Origin of the sequence: Nocardioides sp. 1609 (assembly GCF_004522105.1) — a bacterium.
GTDB lineage: Bacteria > Actinomycetota > Actinomycetes > Propionibacteriales > Nocardioidaceae > Nocardioides.
In genome coordinates this window covers 347493-362984 of record NZ_SPUJ01000006.1, presented here as the reverse complement: position 1 = coordinate 362984, position 15492 = coordinate 347493, and the positions used below count along the sequence as shown (strand labels likewise).

The window sequence follows — 15492 nt, the reverse complement described above, 5'->3', positions numbered from 1 at the left end:
CCGGCGCCGGCGAGCATCCCTGCGCCCTTGCCGGCCTTCGCGGCCTCCTGCTTGAGCTCGACCTTGGCCAGCTCGAGCTCCTGCTTCATCAGCGTGCTCAGGTCGGTGGTGACCTCACCAACGATCTCCCCGAGGCTGCGGGTCTCATGACCCGAGGAACCCGAGGAACCCGACGCGCTCGACGCGCCCGTGGGCGTGGCTGCGTGGGTCGCGCCGAGGGGGTCGGAGGTGCTCATGCGGGCCCGCCGGGCAGACCAGCGCCCCGGCCGTAGCCGGCGGCGTCGGTGCCGAGCCCTGCGCTCGGGGCCGTGGCGGGCGCGGCGACGTCGTGGGTCGGCCGGGCAGGCGACGCGGCCGGCAGTCCGACCGGCTCACCGACGGGCGGCGGGAACGACGGCGCAGCAGCCGAGGCGTCGGGCTCCGAGGTGCCGGCGTCCTTGACGCCGCGGGCGACCCGACCCACGACCACGCCGGCCACCAGGGCCCCGAGCAGGAACGTGCCGGGGCGCCGACGCGCGAAGTCACGGGCGTCGTCGAGCAGCTCACCGGGCTCACGGCCCTCGAGGTAGCCCGTCAGCCTCTGCGCGTGCTGGGCGACCTCGCGGGCCACGTCGGCAGCCAGGCCACCCTCAGGCGCATCGGCCATCGTGGCGAGGTCGTCCCCGAACGTGCCGAGGGTCACGACGAGGTTGTCGCGCTGCTGCCGCGTCTGGTCGCCGAGCTGGCCACCGACCTGCGTACGAGCGTCGTCGAGGACCGAACGCACCTGCGACGTCGCCTCGCTCGCGACCTTCTTGGCCTCGCTCTGCGCCACGCCGACGACGTGCTTGCCCTCCTCGGCCGCGGTCGACGCGGCCGCCTGTGCCTTCTCGCTGGTGGGGGTGTCACTCATGGTGCCTCCTGTTGTTGATGGATGGGTCGGTGGTTCGGTGCTGCCGGGTGCCCACCCCGTCAGGGGGGCTCGGTGCCGGTCGGTCGGGTCCGGGCCGGGTCGGACTGCAGGTGCGGGGTGGGGTCGCTCGAGGCGCGTGCGCCAGAGGCGAGCCACGAGGCGAAGCCGGCCGGCTGCCGACGCTCCATCTCGTCGAGGTACGCCTGGCGAAGGTTCACCAGGGCGAGCCCGCTCATGACGCCGTCGGCGTCCTGGAGGTGGCGGAAGCTGTGCCGCCACCCGCGGGCCAGGTGCTCGTCGTCGAGGATCTCGACGGCCGGGCGGAGTGCGGCGGCGGTGATCTCGACCGGCTCGGCCTGGGCCTGCCGCGCTCGTCGGTCGCGGGACCCGCGACCGGTGCTGCGTGCGGGGCCGACCAGGTCGTTGAACCACGGAGACGTCAGGGCGGCGGTGAGCGCGAGGGGCAGGACCAGCCAGCCGACCAGGGCCGTGGCAGCCACGACGGTCCCGGCGACCAGCCCGGTCCGGAGACCGCGACCGCACGCAGTCCGCAGACCGGCTCCGGAACCGGCTCGACGCGTCCCGAGACCGTCCTGGTGCGGGGCCAGGCTCGCGGCGGCGACCGTGAAGCCGGCGAGGACGGCGAGGAACACCGGGCGCGCCAGGCCGTCGGAGACCAGGCCCGTCAGGGCGGCCAGCCCGGCCACGCCCCCCCAACAGGCGCACCACAGGTGGCGGTACGACTTGTCCCTCACGACGTCCCCCCGTCCGTCCGGTCCGCTACCGACCGAGGCCGGTCTTGTCGACGTTGCGGTGGAACCGCATGCCGGCCAGGCCGCCCAGGAGCGCCCCGACGAGGCTGGCGGCGGCGACCGCGGCGATGGCCACGATGCCGGCGATCCCGAGGTCGCCCTCGTTGACCGGGAGGCGGGGGAAGCTGTTGAGCCTCGAGAGGACGTCGTACTCCGAGCCGGCGACGGCGGCGACCACGGCCACCACGACCGCGACCAGGACTGCCCACAGCCACACCGCGAGGCCCTGCTTCAGCCCGTCGAAGCGCGCCATCCGTCCAGCGACGTACCCGCCGCAGAGGTAGGCGACGAAGACGATGACGAGCAGTGCGACGGCGCCGATCCAGCCGATGGTCTCGGCCTGGTCGCCGGCCTGGCTGGTCGCCTGGTCGATGGTCTTGTCGACGTCCTCGATGCTGGCCAGGCCGATCGCGGTGCCGGCCGCCACCAGGACCGCCGTGAGCAGGACGGCCATGCCGGTCGCCGTCAGCCACCCGAAGAAGGCGGAGCCGATCTTGATCCCGCCGTGCTCCTCCTTCTCGCGCTCGACCACGGACCTGCGTCGCTCGGGTCGGGAGGGCCTGGGGTCGTCGTGGTCGACGTCGTGCCTCGTGGTGCTCGTGTCGCCGGATCCGTGCTGGTCCGGATCGAGGCGGTTGGATCCACTGCTCGGGGTCATCACGTTCTCCTTGTCACCGCGGGTGGCGCGGTCGTGCCGGTGGAGGTGCAGGGCGGAGCGACGACCGGGGGTCTCCCGAGCGGTCGCTGCTGTGGTGCGGGCGCGCCGACAGGGCTGCGCTCGAGGTGTCGGGTCGGCGTGCGGGTCTCCGAGGACCGCAGGTATTTACGATGTAAACGTAAGCCCCGGCGCACCCCGCCGCCTATCCCTCCTCGGGGTGAACCCCGGCCCGGTGGCTCGAGATCGCGCGTCGGTCCGGTGGTCCACCCCACCGCGCCGGGCGGGCGCCCTACTGTGGGACCGGTGGAGAGTCGTTGATGTCGGCCAGGGACGAACAGGGCACCGATGCGGACAAGGCGGTGGTCGCCGGGGACGAGCCGCCGTCCGAGCGGGTGCCCCTGAGCCGGGACCGGATCGTGGTCGCCGCCGTCGAGTTCATCGACGAGCGCGGGTTGCCCGGACTGACCATGCGGCGCCTCGGTGAGCGCCTCGGTGTCGAGGCCATGGCTCTCTACCGCTACGTGCCCGGCCGGGAGAACCTCCTCGACGCCATCGTCGAGCACGTCGTCGGGGAGCTCCGTGAGGACGACGACGTCGCGTCGAGCCCGACCCACGGCTGGCAGGACTTCACCCAGCGGCTGGCTCACGGGATCCGCCGGGTGGCCCTGCGGCACCCCCGCGTGTTCCCGCTGGTGGCGTCTCGCCCTCCCGAGGCGCCGTGGCTCCGCCCGCCGTTGCGCAGCCTGGAGTGGGTGGAGGTCTTCCTGGAGGCCCTGATCGAGGACGGGTTCTCCGAGGACGACGCCGTCTCGGCCTACCGGTCCTTCACGAGCTTCCTGCTCGGGCACCTCCTGCTCGAGGTCGCGGCCCACGACGCCGATGTCGGACCGCTCGACGTGCTCACTCCCGACGAGCCGCCGGGACCTGGTGCGCTCGACGACTACCCCTTGGTCGCCCGCCTGCGCGACGAGCTCTCCGCGGACCACGCGGACGTCGAGTTCGAGGACGCCCTCGAGTCACTGCTCGCCCGGATCGCCCTCGTCCAGGCCAACCCGGCCTCCTGAACCGGACGACCGGGCGCACCGGGCCGACACGGTCAGGGACGGCGGGGTTCGCTCGCGGCCGGTCGGACCAGGAGGGCGGGGTCGATCGTGCGCAGGGTGTCGGGCTTGAAGCCGTTCTCGATGCCCCAGAGCACGGCCTGGGTGCGCGAGGTGACGCCCATCTTGCGGTAGGCGGTGCGGATGTAGGTCTTGATCGTGTTGACGCCGAGGAAGACGCGTCGGGCGATGTCGTCGTTGCTGAGGCCCTGGGTGATGAGGGCGATGACCTCGGCCTCGCGCGGCGAGAGTCCCACCGCGCGCCCGGGCCAGTCGCCGGAGGCGCCGGCGCTCGTCTCGTGGTCGCCCGACATCACCACGACCTCTCCCGCCAGGACGCGCTCGAGCGCGCGCACGACCTCGGGTCCGGTGAGCACCTTCGAGAGATACCCGCGTGCGCCCTCGTCCAGCGCCTGCCGGATCAGCTGCGGCTGCAGGTTCCAGCTGTAGACGACCACCGTCGCCCCGCTGGCGCGCACGAAGTCCCGGAGGTCGACGCCCTCGCCGGTGACCTGGGCGAAGGTGTCGAAGAGGACGATGTCGACGTCGGTCACGATCGGCGTGCTGACCGCGGTCTCGACGACGTCGATGTTCTCTGCGGCGAGGAGCGCGGCGACCCCGGCGACCACGACGGCGTAGTCGTCGACGATGGCGATGCGGAGACGGGGAGTCACGGGAGCTCCATGTCGACAGCGTAGACCGAGTTCCGGGGTGCCCGGCGGCGGGCCGGACGAGCGTGCGCCCACCGCAGGGTGGACGTAGCCGCCGCAGGCACCCCGGCCCCCCCCGGTCGGCGCTTGCCCCACCGGTCAGCTCAGCTGCGGCGGTGCCACGTAGCGCTTGGGCTCCTCGCCGGCGTCCGGTGACTCGTCCGTGGTGGTGCCCCTGGGCCGTCCCTCGGCGGGCCGGTCGAGCACCGAGGGCTCCAGCCGGACCACGATCGACTTGTACGCCGGCTGGTTGCTGCCGACCGCCTTGGCGTCCAGCGAGACCAGCGCGTTGGTCTCCGGGTAGTACGCCGCGGCGCAGCCTCGGGGCGTGTCGTAGGAGACGACGCGGAACTGCGTGACCGTCCGGGTCGAGCCGTCGTCCCACTCGCTGACGATGTCCACGTGCTGGCCCTCGCGCAGTCCCTGGGCCTCGATGTCGCGCGGGTTCACGAGCACCACCTGGCGGCCGTTCTTGATCCCCCGGTAGCGGTCGTCGAGACCGTAGATCACGGTGTTGAACTGGTCGTGGGACCGCATCGTCTGCAGCAGCAACCGACCGGCCGGCACGTGCAGCACCTCGGTCGGGCTGACCGTGAAGTTGGCCCGGCGCGTGTCGGTCTCGAAGGTGCGGGTGTCGCGCGGCGGGTGCGGCAGGACGAACCCGCCCGGCTGGTCGACCTTCTCCTCGTAGCCGGCGCAGCCGGGCACCATCCGGCCGATCCGGCGGCGGAGCTGGCGGTAGTCGTCGCGGAACTCCTCCCACGGGATGGAGTACCGGTCGCCCAGGGTCGCCAGGGCCGTCGAGCAGATGATGTCGACCTCGGAGCGGAGGTGCTCGGAGGCCGGCTCGAGCGGGCCGTGGGAGGCGTGGACCGCGCAGACCGAGTCCTCGACGGTGACGCGCTGGGGGCGTCCGCCGGTCAGGTCCTTCTCGCTGCGACCCAGCGGCGGCAGGATCAGCGCCTCGCGGCCGTGCACCACGTGGGAGCGGTTCGGCTTGGTCGAGACCTGCACGGTCAGGTCCGCCTTGCGGAGCGCGTCCTCGGTGACGGTCGTGTCGGACATCGCGGCCACGAAGTTGCCGCCCAGGCCGAAGAAGACCTTGGCCTCCCCGTCGCGGAACGCCTTGACGGCGGCGACGGAGTCGTAGCCGTGCTCGCGGGGCGGCTCGAAGCCGAACTCGTCGCGCAGCGCGTCGAGGAAGTGGGCGGGCGGTCGCTCCCAGATCCCCATGGTGCGGTCGCCCTGCACGTTGGAGTGGCCGCGGACCGGGAAGAGCCCGGCACCGGGCTTGCCGATGTTGCCCTGGAGGAACGCGAGGTTGGAGATCTCCTTGACGTTCGCCACCCCGTTCTGGTGCTGGACGATGCCCATCGCCCAGCAGTAGACGGTCTTGCGCGAGCCCGCGATCATCCGGGCCGCCTCGTGGATCTGGTCGCGCTCCAGGCCGGTGGAGGCGAGCACGAGGTCCCAGTCGAGGGCGCGGAGGTGCTCGGCGTACGCCTCGAAGCCGTGGGTGTGCTGCTCGATGAAGTCGTGGTCGAGCTCGCCCCACTCGAGCAGCAACGAGGCGATGGCCTGGAACAGTGCCAGGTCGCCGTTGATGCGCACCGGCAGGTGGAGGTCGGCCATGGCGGTCCCGCGCCCGGCCATGCCCTTGGCGGTCTGGGGGTTCTTGAAGCGGGTCAGGCCCGCCTCCTTGAGCGGGTTGATGTCGATGATCCTGGCGCCGTTCTTCTTCGCGATCTCCAGCGCGCTGAGCATCCGCGGGTGGTTCGTGCCCGGGTTCTGCCCGGCGATGACGATCAGCTCCGCGTGGTGCACGTCCTCGAGGGTGACCGAGGCCTTCCCGATGCCGATGACCTCGGCGAGCCCGACGGAGGTCGACTCGTGGCACATGTTGGAGCAGTCGGGCAGGTTGTTGGTGCCGAAGGCGCGCACGAAGAGCTGGTAGGCGAACGCCGCCTCGTTGGACACCTTGCCCGAGGTGTAGAAGACGGCCTCGTCCGGCGACGCGAGACCGGTGAGGTGCCGCGCGATCAGCGCGAACGCGTCGTCCCAGGAGATCGGCTCGTAGTGGGTGCCCCCCGCGCGCAGCACCATCGGCTCGGTGATCCGGCCCTGCTGCCCGAGCCAGTAGTCGGTGCGGTCCTGCAGCTCCTCGATCGGGTGGGCGGCGAAGAACTCGCGACCCGCCCGGCGCAGGGTGACCTCGTCGGTGACGGCCTTGACGCCGTTCTCGCAGAACTCCGCGGTGTGCCGGTGCTCCGGTGACGGGTCGGGCCAGGCGCAGCCCTGGCAGTCGAAGCCGTCGGCCTGGTTGAGCTTCAGCAGCGTCTGCGCCGTGCGGCGCACCCCCATCCCCTCGACGGCACGCTTCATGCTGACCGCCACGGCAGTCGGACCCGCAGCATGGTCCTCGGGGTGGGTCACGGACAGCTCGGACTCGTCGATGTCACCCTGCGGTGCCCTACGGCTCATGGACATACCTTTCGTCGGCTCCTCGGTACCCACGGTCGCGAGAACTACCCACGTGGTGTGACGCCGGGCGGGTCCTGGTCGTCGTCGTGCGACTCCTCGACCTTCTTGCGTGCCCTCCCCATTCCGGGCAGGTGACCCAACATCTCGTTCAGCTCGCGCGACGCGACCAGCAGGTCGCGCAGGTCGGGTGAGACCGACCCGAGCGTGTCGAGCAGGGGGACCACCTCGTCCTGCCAGGACTCCAGGACGTCCGGGATCCGCTGGATGATGGTCCGCAGCGGCGCGGCCAGTGCCGGGTCGGCCTGGTCGGCGACCTGTTCGAGCAACGGGACCAGTCGGACCAGCGGGTCCTCGACGAGCACGACCAGACGATCGGCACGGGCGGCGGTCGCCTCGACGCGGACGACGACGTCCTCGGCGGCTCGTCGGGTGTCCTCGATGCGCGCCACCAGTCCCCTGACGTCCCTCAGCAGCTGTTCGGCGTCACCGAGCAGGGCGACGGCGCGGGGGACGAGGGCGACGAGGTCGCGGGGGTCGGGCAGGGGAGGCAGTCTCATCCGGTGACAGTAGGAACACGTGCCTCGGGCGGGCACACCCGACGGTGGACGGCAGGGAGCGGCCGGCTCCGGCGGACGTCGTCCCCGACGTCCTCCCGCGGCTCTCGCCGAGCAGCACCGGAGGAGTTCCTCGATCCGGGTCCCTGGGGCGGAACGGTCGCTTAGGGTGCGGGCGTGACGGACGTGACGGAACGGGCGCATCGGCGGTGGACGGCGCTCGCGCTCGTGGTCGCGACCGTTGCCGCCCTGAGCCCGGTGGTCACCGACGACGAGGCCGTCACCGCCGCGTGCTACCTCGGCGTGGTCGTCGGGGCCGCCGTCGGTGCCTGCGTCGGTGCCGTCCGCGCGCCGCGTCACGACCGCCTGATGCCCTCGCTGGTGGCCGGCGGCCTGTGCATGTCGGCCCTCGGGGACGTGGTGTGGTTCCTGCTGGACTGGCGGGGCGCCGACACCCGCGTGTCCGTGGCGGACCTGCCGTGGTTCGCCAGCTACGTCCTGCTGTGCGTCGCGCTGTGGGTCGTCATCTCCCGCTCACGCGGTCGCGCCGCGGGCCGTGACGAGACCGACTTCGTGACCGACGCGGTCACGATCGTGGTGGTCTCCCTGCTGGTGGCCTGGAGCCTGTCGATCGAGACCATCGTGTCGGACCACACCCTGCCGACCCTCGTGCGCGTCGTCTGGGCGACGTACCCGGTCGCCGACGCGATCCTCCTGGCCCTGGTGCTGCGGGTCCTGGCGAGCCGGCGCGCTCGCGGGGTCATCGACGCCACCCTCGCCGGGGGTGTGTGCCTGTGGTTGGCCGCCGACGTCGTCTACATGTACGCCGCGGCGGGCGGCGCGGCGCACCAGGTGGCCGACGGGGGGTTCATGCTCGCCGCCGTCGCGGTCGCCTCGGCGGCCTGGCGTCGGCGCGACGAGTCCGTCGAGCGGCGTGGGTCGCCGTCCGAGCGCCACTGGGGGGTCAAGATCGCGATCGCCATCGGCCCGCTCCTCGTGCCGCCGGCTCTCGACCTGGCCGCCCACCTGCGCGGGGAGCCCGCGAGACCCGTCCAGCTCCTCGTCGGCACCGCGGCGCTGCTCGCCCTCGCGGTGGTGCGGACCGCCGGGCTGATCCGGGCGGAGACCTCGGCCCGGACCGAGCTCGAGGGGGCCCGCGACGCGGCCCTGGAGGCGTCGCGCGCCAAGTCGATGTTCCTCGCGAACGTCAGCCACGAGATCCGCACGCCGCTGACCACGGTGCTCGCGACCGCGGAGATGCTCGAGGACACCCCGCTGCGGGCCGAGCAGGCGGAGCTGCTGAGCAAGATGCAGCGGTCGGGGGACCTGCTGAAGTCCCTCGTGGAGGACATCCTCGACTTCTCCCGCATCGAGGCCGGCCAGGTCGTGCTCGTCGAGCAGACCTTCGACCTCCATGCCCTTCTCAGCGACGTGGCCGACGTCTACGCGCCTCGCGCCGAGAAGGCGGGCATCGCCTTCGAGCTCGACCGCGATCCCTGCCTGCCGCGCGTCGTGCGCGGCGACCCCACTCGCCTGATGCAGGTCCTCACCAACCTCCTCGACAACGCCTTCAAGTTCACCCACCACGGACGGGTCGGCCTGGCGGTGCACGCAGCCGGGGACCCGGCGGTCGGTCCCGGTAGAGGTCGCGTCGCCTTCGTCGTGGACGACACCGGCATCGGCATCAAGGAGGCGGACCAGGAGGTGGTCTTCGAGTCCTTCCGGCAGGTCGACGGATCCACGACCAGGCGGTACGGCGGCACCGGCCTCGGCCTGGCCATCTGCCGGCGGCTGACCGAGTCGATGGGCGGCTCGCTGACCCTCCGCAGCACCTTCGGCGTGGGGACGACGGTCGTGGCCCGCATCCCGGTGCCGGCGGTCTCGACGTCGCCGACGTCGCCCGCGTCGCCGACGTCGCCCGCGTCGCCGACGTCGCCCGCGTCGACGGCGTCGGCCGCGTCGACCGGCTCCGCCGTCGAGGCACTGCTGGACGCGTAGCCCGCGCACCTCGAGCTCGACGGGTAGGTGCGCAGCACTAGGTTCTGGGCATGGACACCCCGGGAGCACCACCTGGAGGTGCCGACGGGGTCGACGTGGTGCACGTCGTCGTCCCGGTCCACGACGAGGCGGCGCTGCTCCCGGCGTGCCTGGACGCGTTGGCGGTCGCGCTCGACCACCTTCGCCGAGTCCGCCCGAGGACGATCGGCCGCCTCACCGTCGTGCTGGACGCGTGCACCGACCAGAGCGCGGCCATCTGCCGGCGCCGGGGCGTCGACGTCGTCGCGGTGCGGTCCGCCAACGTCGGTGCGGCCCGAGCAGCCGGCACGCGGCGCGTCCGCGTCCTGGCCGCGGACGACGGTGTGGTCCCGCGACACACCTGGGTCGCGTGCACCGACGCCGACTCACGGGTTCCCTCCGACTGGCTGGTCGACCAGGTCCGCGTGGCCGAGGCCGGTGCGGACGTCGTCCTCGGCCGGGTCGAGCCCGACGACACCGCTCCCGCCGACGTCGTCGCCCGGTGGGACTCCCTGCACCAGGACCGGTGCGTGCGGACCTACGGGGCGCACCTGGGCTTCCGGCTGTCGGCGTACGACGCGGTGGGTGGGTTCGCCCACCTCCGTGAGCACGAGGACGCCGACCTCGTGCGCCGTCTGCTCGCCGACGGTGCCCGCCTGGGGGCGGCGACGAGAGCGGTCGTCACCTCGTCCCGGCTGGAGGGCAGGACCCCAGGCGGCTTCTCGGGCTTCCTCACGACCTTGAGACCGTCGGCCGAGACAGCCCACGCCCGGGCCGTCCGGCCGGGCACGTGACCCGACGGGGCGCCGATCGGTGCCCCAGCACCCCCGAGAGCTCAGCTGCGGCTCGAGCCGGCCCCCGCGTGGGCGAGGAGGGTCTCGATGCGAAGCCGTCGCTCGACGACCTCGGCGGCGAGGTCGCTGAGCTTGAGGCCGTGGTCGCGGGCGTAGCCACGGAGCAGGTTGAAGGCGTCGCCCATGGCGAGGTCGCCGGACTGGGCCAGCACGCCCTTGGCCTGCTCGAGGACGATCCGACTGGTGAGTGCGCGCTGCAGCTGGGCGTTGATCAGGTTGCGGTCCGATGCGGCCTTCTCGTTGACGATGGCCACGCTGGCCACGTGCACCATGGCCTGGGCGAGGCCGAGGTCCTCGGCGTTGAGGTCTCCCACGGTCGTCCCGAAGAGGCCGAGGGTGCCGAGCCGGTGCCCGCGCAGCCGCATGGGCAGGGCGTGGACGGACCGGTGGCCGCCGGCACGCGCCGCGGCGACGAACTGGGGCCAGCGGTGCTCGGCAGCCTCCAGGTCGGGGACCGTGATCGCCTCGCCGGAGTGGTAGCAGTCCAGGCAGGGGCCCTCGTCGCGCTGGAGCTGGAACAGCTCGAGGTGGGCGATGCGTTCGGAGGAGGACGCCGCCAGGTGCAGGACACCGCTGCTGTCGGCCAGCAGCAGGCCGGCCGAGGCCACGTCGAGCAGGGCGGCGCAGCTCGTGGTGAGCCGCGACAGCATCTCCACCACGTCGTAGTCGTCGACCAGCTCGTGGGACAGCTCGACGAAGGCGTCGATGATGTCGCGTTCCCTGTTGCCGTTCATGGACGGCTCCTTCCACGTGCACCGGGGGGTTCGGGGGCGTCTCTCTCCAGGACGAGGCGGCGCTCGACGATGGCGGCGGCGACCTGGCTCGCGGTCTGGTTGGTCGCCATCGCGTGGGCGCGCAACCGCACCAACGCCTCGGCCGGGCCGACCTCGAGCTGGGCGATCAGCATGCCGGTGGCCTGGTAGACCTCGATCCGGTCGAGCTCGGCGAGCCGGCCCCACCCGTCCTCGCCGTGGACGGCGACGTCGGCGTCGACGTCGGGGCCGGGGCCCGCGAAGAGGTCGAGCAGGGTCAGCGAGGCCAGCTCGGCGGCCAGGGCAGCGCCGGCGAGCTGGTCGTCCTCCAGCGGGCCGGGGCCCGCTCGGACCAGGTCCAGGGCGCCCACGCACGAGGAGGCGAGCATGATCGGCAGGGCGAACACGCTGCGGATCCCGTCGTGGAGCACGGCTTCGGTGAAGGCGGGCCACCGCTGCCCGTCGGGAAGGTCGAGGTCGGGCACGAGGACGGGTCGGCGCTTCGCCACCGCCTCGAGGCAGGGGCCCTCGCCGAAGGTGAACTGGTACTCGTCGAGGCGGCGGCTGGCCGGGCTGCTCGAGCCGAACGTCCCGTGCGAGGCGCCCTCGTGGACGACCGAGATGGCAGCGCCGTCGACCCCGAGCAGGCGCACGCAGGCCACGCAGAGCTCGTCGGCGGACCTGTCGGGCGGGGCGGCGACCAGCACGGCGTTCAGCTCGGCGCGGATGACGTCCAGCGACGGCCTCGACTGCGGCCGGCCCGGTCCGCGACCCGGCTCCTGGCCCGGTGCGTGGGTGCTCACGGAGCCGCCTTCGACGCGCACGGTGGGCTGCTGCTCAACCCGCTGCGGGCTCAGCATGCCCCGGCTCGCCGGGGGGCGTCAACGCGGTGTCCGCCGAGCTCGGGTGGCGCCACCCCAGCGCACGTGCCCACCCCGCCGGGTGTGGGTCTGGCCTAGGATGGTTGGTGACGCTTGTCGTTGCGGTGCAACCCCCGCCGCTGCGTGCACGACGACTAGGAACGTCCGGTGCCTGCTCGACCCCCTCATGCCTCGCCGACCGGCGACCCGTCTCCGCTCCCCGAACGGATGGCGGCGGCGGCGCGCGACCTGCAGGAGCAGCGTGGTCCGCAGTCGACCCTGGACCTGGCGGTGCGCCTCGCGGTCAGCAACGTCGACGGCTGCGACGCCGCGGGTGTCACGATGGCCCGTCCCCACGAGGTCGAGACGCCCGCGTTCACCGAGGAGTGGGTCGCCGTCGGGGACCGCTTGCAGCTCGAGCTCGGCGAGGGGCCCTGCCTGGACGCGATCCGGCAGCAGCACACCGTCTACAGCCCGAGCCTGGGCTACGACCGGCGATGGCCGGTCTGGGGGCCCCGGGTGACCGCCGAGACGGGCGCGCAGAGCGTCCTGTCGTTCCAGCTCTTCACCCACCACGACACGGTGGGGGCGCTGAACCTGTACTCGCGGACCAGGGACGGCTTCCACCTCGACGACCGGGCCGACGGCCTGGCGATCGCCGCGCACGTCGCCGTCGCCGTCGCGGCGTCGATGAAGATCACGAACCTCGAGTCCGCCCTCGGCTCGCGCACCGTCATCGGCCAGGCGATCGGGATCATCATGGAACGCTTCGACCTCCGACCCGACGTCGCGTTCGCGGTGCTGTCGCGGATCTCCTCGACCGAGGAGCGCAAGATGCGCGACCTGGCCGCGGAGCTCGTCGACACCGGCCGGCTCGAAGGTCTCGACGCCACCCTCGGTGAGGGCGTCCTGCGATGAGCGACCTCCGACCTCGCGAGCGACCGTCGCCGAACGGCCTGCGGATCGCCGTCCTGACCTCGCGCGACCTCGTCCGGCACGGGGTGCGGGGCATGCTGGCCGGGCTCCCGATGCCGGTCCACTACACGTGGGCCACGGACCCCACCTGGCTGGCCGACCTGGTCATCGTCGACGCGACGGGCACCACCGAGGCCAGCGCCGAGGGCCTCGAGGACGTGACCGTGGAGGAGCTGGCACCCGTCGTCGTGCTGACGTCTCGTCGCGCCCCGGAGGGGTTCGGGCGGTGGGACCGACCCGTGCACACCTTCGTGACGGTCTCGGCGACCGACTCCGAGCTCGTCGCGGCCGTGGCCGAGGCGCTGCGGGTCTCCCTGCTGAGCCGCACCACCCGCGCGCTCGCCTCACCGCCGGAGGCCCACGGGTTGTCGCCGCGGGAGACCGAGGTGCTCACCGCGATCGCGTCCGGTCGGTCCAACGAGGACATCGCCAAGCACCTGTACCTCGGGATCAACACCGTGAAGACCTACATCCGCACCTCGTACCGCAAGATCGGCGTCACGACCCGTCCGAACGCCATCCTCTGGGCGCTCGGACACGGCCTCGGGCCCGACGGCGTCCACAGCGCGCGCGACGACCGCGACATCAGGTGGACCGGCGACGACCCTGCGTGACGCTCGGGCGGAGCCGCGGCGCCCCGCCCACCGCTGGTCGAGCCGGCGAGCGTCAGCGAGCCGAGTCGAGACCCCGCGGCGCCCCGCCCACCGCTGGTCGAGCCGGCGAGCGTCAGCGAGCCGAGTCGAGACCCCACGGCGCCCCGCCGACCCTGGCCTGGAGCGATCCCAGGTCGACCACCGGAGTCCGGGGCAACCGGTGTCGGTGGCTACTGGGCGGTCCGGTTGGCGACGGTGCCGCGCCAGATCCGTTGCCCGAGCAGGCCCAGCGCGATCATGCCGAGGCCGAGCGCGAGGTGCAGGTAGTTGTCGGCGCTGTTGACCGGGACGACGTTCGCGGCGCTGTCGTGGTCCACCACGAGCCCGTAGACCCACAGCCCGAGGTAGGCCGCTCCGCCGGCGAGCAGGTACGCCACCGCGCTGCCGGCTCGACGTCCCAGCACGACCCCGGCGAGACCGAAGGCGATGTGCAGCAGGTTGTGCAGCCCGGAGACCTGGAAGATCCCGAGCAGCTCGGCCTCGCTGTGGTGGCCGGCGAAGGCCAGCGTGTCCTGGTCGGTGGTCACGCCGGGCACGAAGCCGAGCACGCCGACGACGAGGAAGACGACGCCGACGGCGGTCGCGATCCACCGCACGACCCGGTCGCGACCGTCGTAGGGGTCGTCGGTGGTGTGCCCCAGCAGCGTCACGGCTGGCCGACCCGCGCGGGGTGGGTCCCGCCCGACGTGCCACCCGACCAGGTCGACGGCGGGTCGCTGGCCGGGAACGACTCCTCCCCGACCTCGTCGACCTTCTCGTCGTCGGTGGGGGTGTCGGGCTCCGGCTCGGGGGGGTTGGGTCGTCATGGCGTCCGGTACCCGTCACCACCCGGGCCATGCAGGCTCCGGCGGGGCGCGGAGGCCCGGGTCGTGATCGGAACCCCGTCGGGCCGCATGAGGCCGCCGCGTGCGGGCACCGGCGGACATGGACGACCGCGAGCTCCCCACTCCCGACCAGCCCCTCAACGCGCCCGGGCCCCGGCCGAAGGTGCTGCCCCTGCTCGCCGTCCTCGGCCTCTTCGTCACGATCGCGGCGATCTTCCTGGTGATCACCCTGCTCGGCTAGCCCGCTCGGGCGCACGGGTTCTCGTGGTGCGGGCGCCGTCAGACGCTCAGCAGCCCCTTCAACCGCCGGGCGTCGCGGACCGCGTTGCCGTCCCCGTCGTTGTTGAAGTAGACGTAGACCGCGCGTCCCGCGGCCTCCCACTCCCGGACCCGGTCGGCCCACCAGGACAGGTCGTCGTCGGAGTAGGAGCCTGCGTAGAGCCAGTCGTCCGAGGGCCCGTGCAGGCGGACGTAGACGAACGGCGCGGTCGAGCGCAGCACGCACGGCAGCCCGGCTCCGCTCATCACGCAGTACGAGGCTCGGTGCCGTTCCAGGAGCTCGAACACCCCGTCGTCGACCCAGCTGGGGTGCCGCAGCTCGACGGCGACCGGCACCCACCACGGCAGGCGGTCGAGGAACCACTCCAGACGGGCGTCGTCGCGCTCGAAGGTCGGCGGCAGCTGCACCAGCAGCGCGGCGCGACGGTCGCGGAGCTCGTGCCACGACGCAGCGATGCGCTCCACCCAGGCCTCGGGCTCGAGAAGCCTCTTGGCGTGCGTCAGTCCCCGGGGTGCCTTGACCGACATCCGGAAGCCGGAGGGAAGCCGGCGGCGCCAGCTCGCGAACGACGCGTCCCGCGGCCACCGGTAGTGGCTGGCGTTGAGCTCGACGGTGTCGAACTCCTGCGTGTAGAGGTCGAGTCGCCTCGCCGGGGTGGTCCCGGGCGGGTAGAGGACGCCGTCCCAGTGGGGATAGCTCCATCCGGACGTCCCGACCCACGCCATGAGGACAGCATGCACCGGCGCCTGCGGACGGGTCGTCCGTAGGACCGCCAGGCACCCTGTCGCGATGGAGGCTCCCACGCGGGCGTGGTGATCTGGCGGCTGCAGCACCGGTACCCGGTGCCGGCGGAAACAGGCCGTCCGCACCGGACACCGGGTGGCAGTCACCCCGCGGGGTAGTCCGGCCGCCACCGGTGGACGGGTCGTGCCGCGCCGCCGGAGGAACGCACCGTGCCGCAGCCGGCGGCACCGGGCGGCACGAGCGACACCCGCAGGGAGGGTGCACCACGGACGCCGGTTCCCTAGCGTCGCTCCCAGGCCACTTCTCGTGGTGTCACCCCGGTCCCCG

Annotated in this window: 17 protein-coding genes; 6 read left to right on the top strand and 11 right to left on the bottom strand. The window is 72.9% G+C overall.

What is annotated here, in order from left to right; genetic code table 11:
• From E4623_RS18670 to E4623_RS18655, 4 genes are all read right to left on the bottom strand, one after another.
• Positions 1-236, bottom strand: a 236-nt coding sequence (locus E4623_RS18670; RefSeq protein WP_134768055.1) for a phage holin family protein, incomplete at its 3' end; no start/stop codon positions are given.
• Positions 233-892: a hypothetical protein gene (locus E4623_RS18665; RefSeq protein ID WP_134768054.1), complete on the bottom strand. Its 660-nt coding sequence runs from the start codon at positions 890-892 to the stop codon at positions 233-235. The genes E4623_RS18670 and E4623_RS18665, both read right to left, overlap by 4 nt.
• 59 nt (positions 893-951) lie before the next feature.
• Entirely contained in the window at positions 952-1647 is a 696-nt protein-coding gene (locus tag E4623_RS18660) for a hypothetical protein (RefSeq protein WP_134768053.1), read from the bottom strand.
• 25 nt (positions 1648-1672) lie between these two features.
• The gene (locus tag E4623_RS18655; RefSeq protein WP_209020759.1) at positions 1673-2362 is read right to left on the bottom strand and encodes a hypothetical protein; all 690 of its coding nucleotides are present in this window, start codon (positions 2360-2362) and stop codon (positions 1673-1675) included.
• Between the two features lie 317 nt (positions 2363-2679).
• Between E4623_RS18655 and E4623_RS18650 the strand changes: the two genes are divergently transcribed.
• The gene (locus E4623_RS18650) at positions 2680-3426 is read left to right on the top strand and encodes a TetR/AcrR family transcriptional regulator C-terminal domain-containing protein (protein WP_134768052.1); all 747 of its coding nucleotides are present in this window, start codon (positions 2680-2682) and stop codon (positions 3424-3426) included.
• Between the two features lie 32 nt (positions 3427-3458).
• Here E4623_RS18650 and E4623_RS18645 read toward each other — a convergent pair whose 3' ends face one another.
• The 3 genes from E4623_RS18645 to E4623_RS18635 all read right to left on the bottom strand — a co-directional run bounded on the left by E4623_RS18645 (position 3459) and on the right by E4623_RS18635 (position 7210).
• Positions 3459-4136 carry a response regulator transcription factor gene (locus tag E4623_RS18645; RefSeq protein ID WP_134768051.1) on the bottom strand — a complete coding sequence of 226 codons (678 nt, stop codon included), beginning with the start codon at positions 4134-4136 and terminating at the stop codon, positions 3459-3461.
• A 135-nt stretch (positions 4137-4271) separates the two neighbouring features.
• The gene (locus tag E4623_RS18640; RefSeq protein WP_134768050.1) at positions 4272-6653 is read right to left on the bottom strand and encodes an FdhF/YdeP family oxidoreductase; all 2382 of its coding nucleotides are present in this window, start codon (positions 6651-6653) and stop codon (positions 4272-4274) included.
• 44 nt (positions 6654-6697) lie between these two features.
• Positions 6698-7210 carry a hypothetical protein gene (locus tag E4623_RS18635; protein WP_134768049.1) on the bottom strand — a complete coding sequence of 171 codons (513 nt, stop codon included), beginning with the start codon at positions 7208-7210 and terminating at the stop codon, positions 6698-6700.
• A 174-nt stretch (positions 7211-7384) separates the two neighbouring features.
• Here E4623_RS18635 and E4623_RS18630 point away from each other — a divergent pair, with 174 nt between their 5' ends.
• On the top strand, positions 7385-9205 hold the full coding sequence (locus E4623_RS18630; protein WP_134768048.1) for an ATP-binding protein: 1821 nt from the start codon (positions 7385-7387) through the stop codon (positions 9203-9205).
• 50 nt (positions 9206-9255) lie between these two features.
• On the top strand, positions 9256-10017 hold the full coding sequence (locus E4623_RS18625) for a glycosyltransferase (protein ID WP_134768047.1): 762 nt from the start codon (positions 9256-9258) through the stop codon (positions 10015-10017).
• 41 nt (positions 10018-10058) lie between these two features.
• Here E4623_RS18625 and E4623_RS18620 read toward each other — a convergent pair whose 3' ends face one another.
• Both E4623_RS18620 and E4623_RS18615 read right to left on the bottom strand, forming a co-directional pair.
• On the bottom strand, positions 10059-10811 hold the full coding sequence (locus E4623_RS18620) for a GAF and ANTAR domain-containing protein (RefSeq protein WP_134768046.1): 753 nt from the start codon (positions 10809-10811) through the stop codon (positions 10059-10061).
• Positions 10808-11632: a GAF and ANTAR domain-containing protein gene (locus E4623_RS18615; RefSeq protein WP_209020758.1), complete on the bottom strand. Its 825-nt coding sequence runs from the start codon at positions 11630-11632 to the stop codon at positions 10808-10810. The genes E4623_RS18620 and E4623_RS18615 overlap by 4 nt, the downstream gene beginning before the upstream one ends.
• 225 nt (positions 11633-11857) lie before the next feature.
• On the opposite strand from E4623_RS18615, the gene E4623_RS18610 reads away from it, so the two are divergent.
• Together E4623_RS18610 and E4623_RS18605 are read left to right on the top strand one after the other, a co-directional pair.
• Positions 11858-12607, top strand: a complete 750-nt coding sequence (locus E4623_RS18610; RefSeq protein WP_134768044.1) for a GAF and ANTAR domain-containing protein — start codon at positions 11858-11860, stop codon at positions 12605-12607.
• Complete coding sequence (locus tag E4623_RS18605; protein WP_209020757.1) at positions 12604-13278, top strand: response regulator transcription factor; 675 nt, start codon at positions 12604-12606, stop codon at positions 13276-13278. Before E4623_RS18610 ends, E4623_RS18605 begins: the two co-directional genes overlap by 4 nt.
• A gap of 209 nt (positions 13279-13487) precedes the next feature.
• Here the strand turns inward: E4623_RS18605 and E4623_RS18600 are convergent, their stop codons facing one another.
• On the bottom strand, positions 13488-13967 hold the full coding sequence (locus tag E4623_RS18600; RefSeq protein ID WP_245155167.1) for a DUF4383 domain-containing protein: 480 nt from the start codon (positions 13965-13967) through the stop codon (positions 13488-13490).
• A gap of 256 nt (positions 13968-14223) precedes the next feature.
• Here E4623_RS18600 and E4623_RS22800 point away from each other — a divergent pair, with 256 nt between their 5' ends.
• Positions 14224-14382: a hypothetical protein gene (locus tag E4623_RS22800; RefSeq protein WP_167736753.1), complete on the top strand. Its 159-nt coding sequence runs from the start codon at positions 14224-14226 to the stop codon at positions 14380-14382.
• A 38-nt stretch (positions 14383-14420) separates the two neighbouring features.
• Here the strand turns inward: E4623_RS22800 and E4623_RS18595 are convergent, their stop codons facing one another.
• Positions 14421-15146: a DUF72 domain-containing protein gene (locus E4623_RS18595; protein WP_134768043.1), complete on the bottom strand. Its 726-nt coding sequence runs from the start codon at positions 15144-15146 to the stop codon at positions 14421-14423.
• Positions 15147-15492 lie beyond the last annotated feature (346 nt).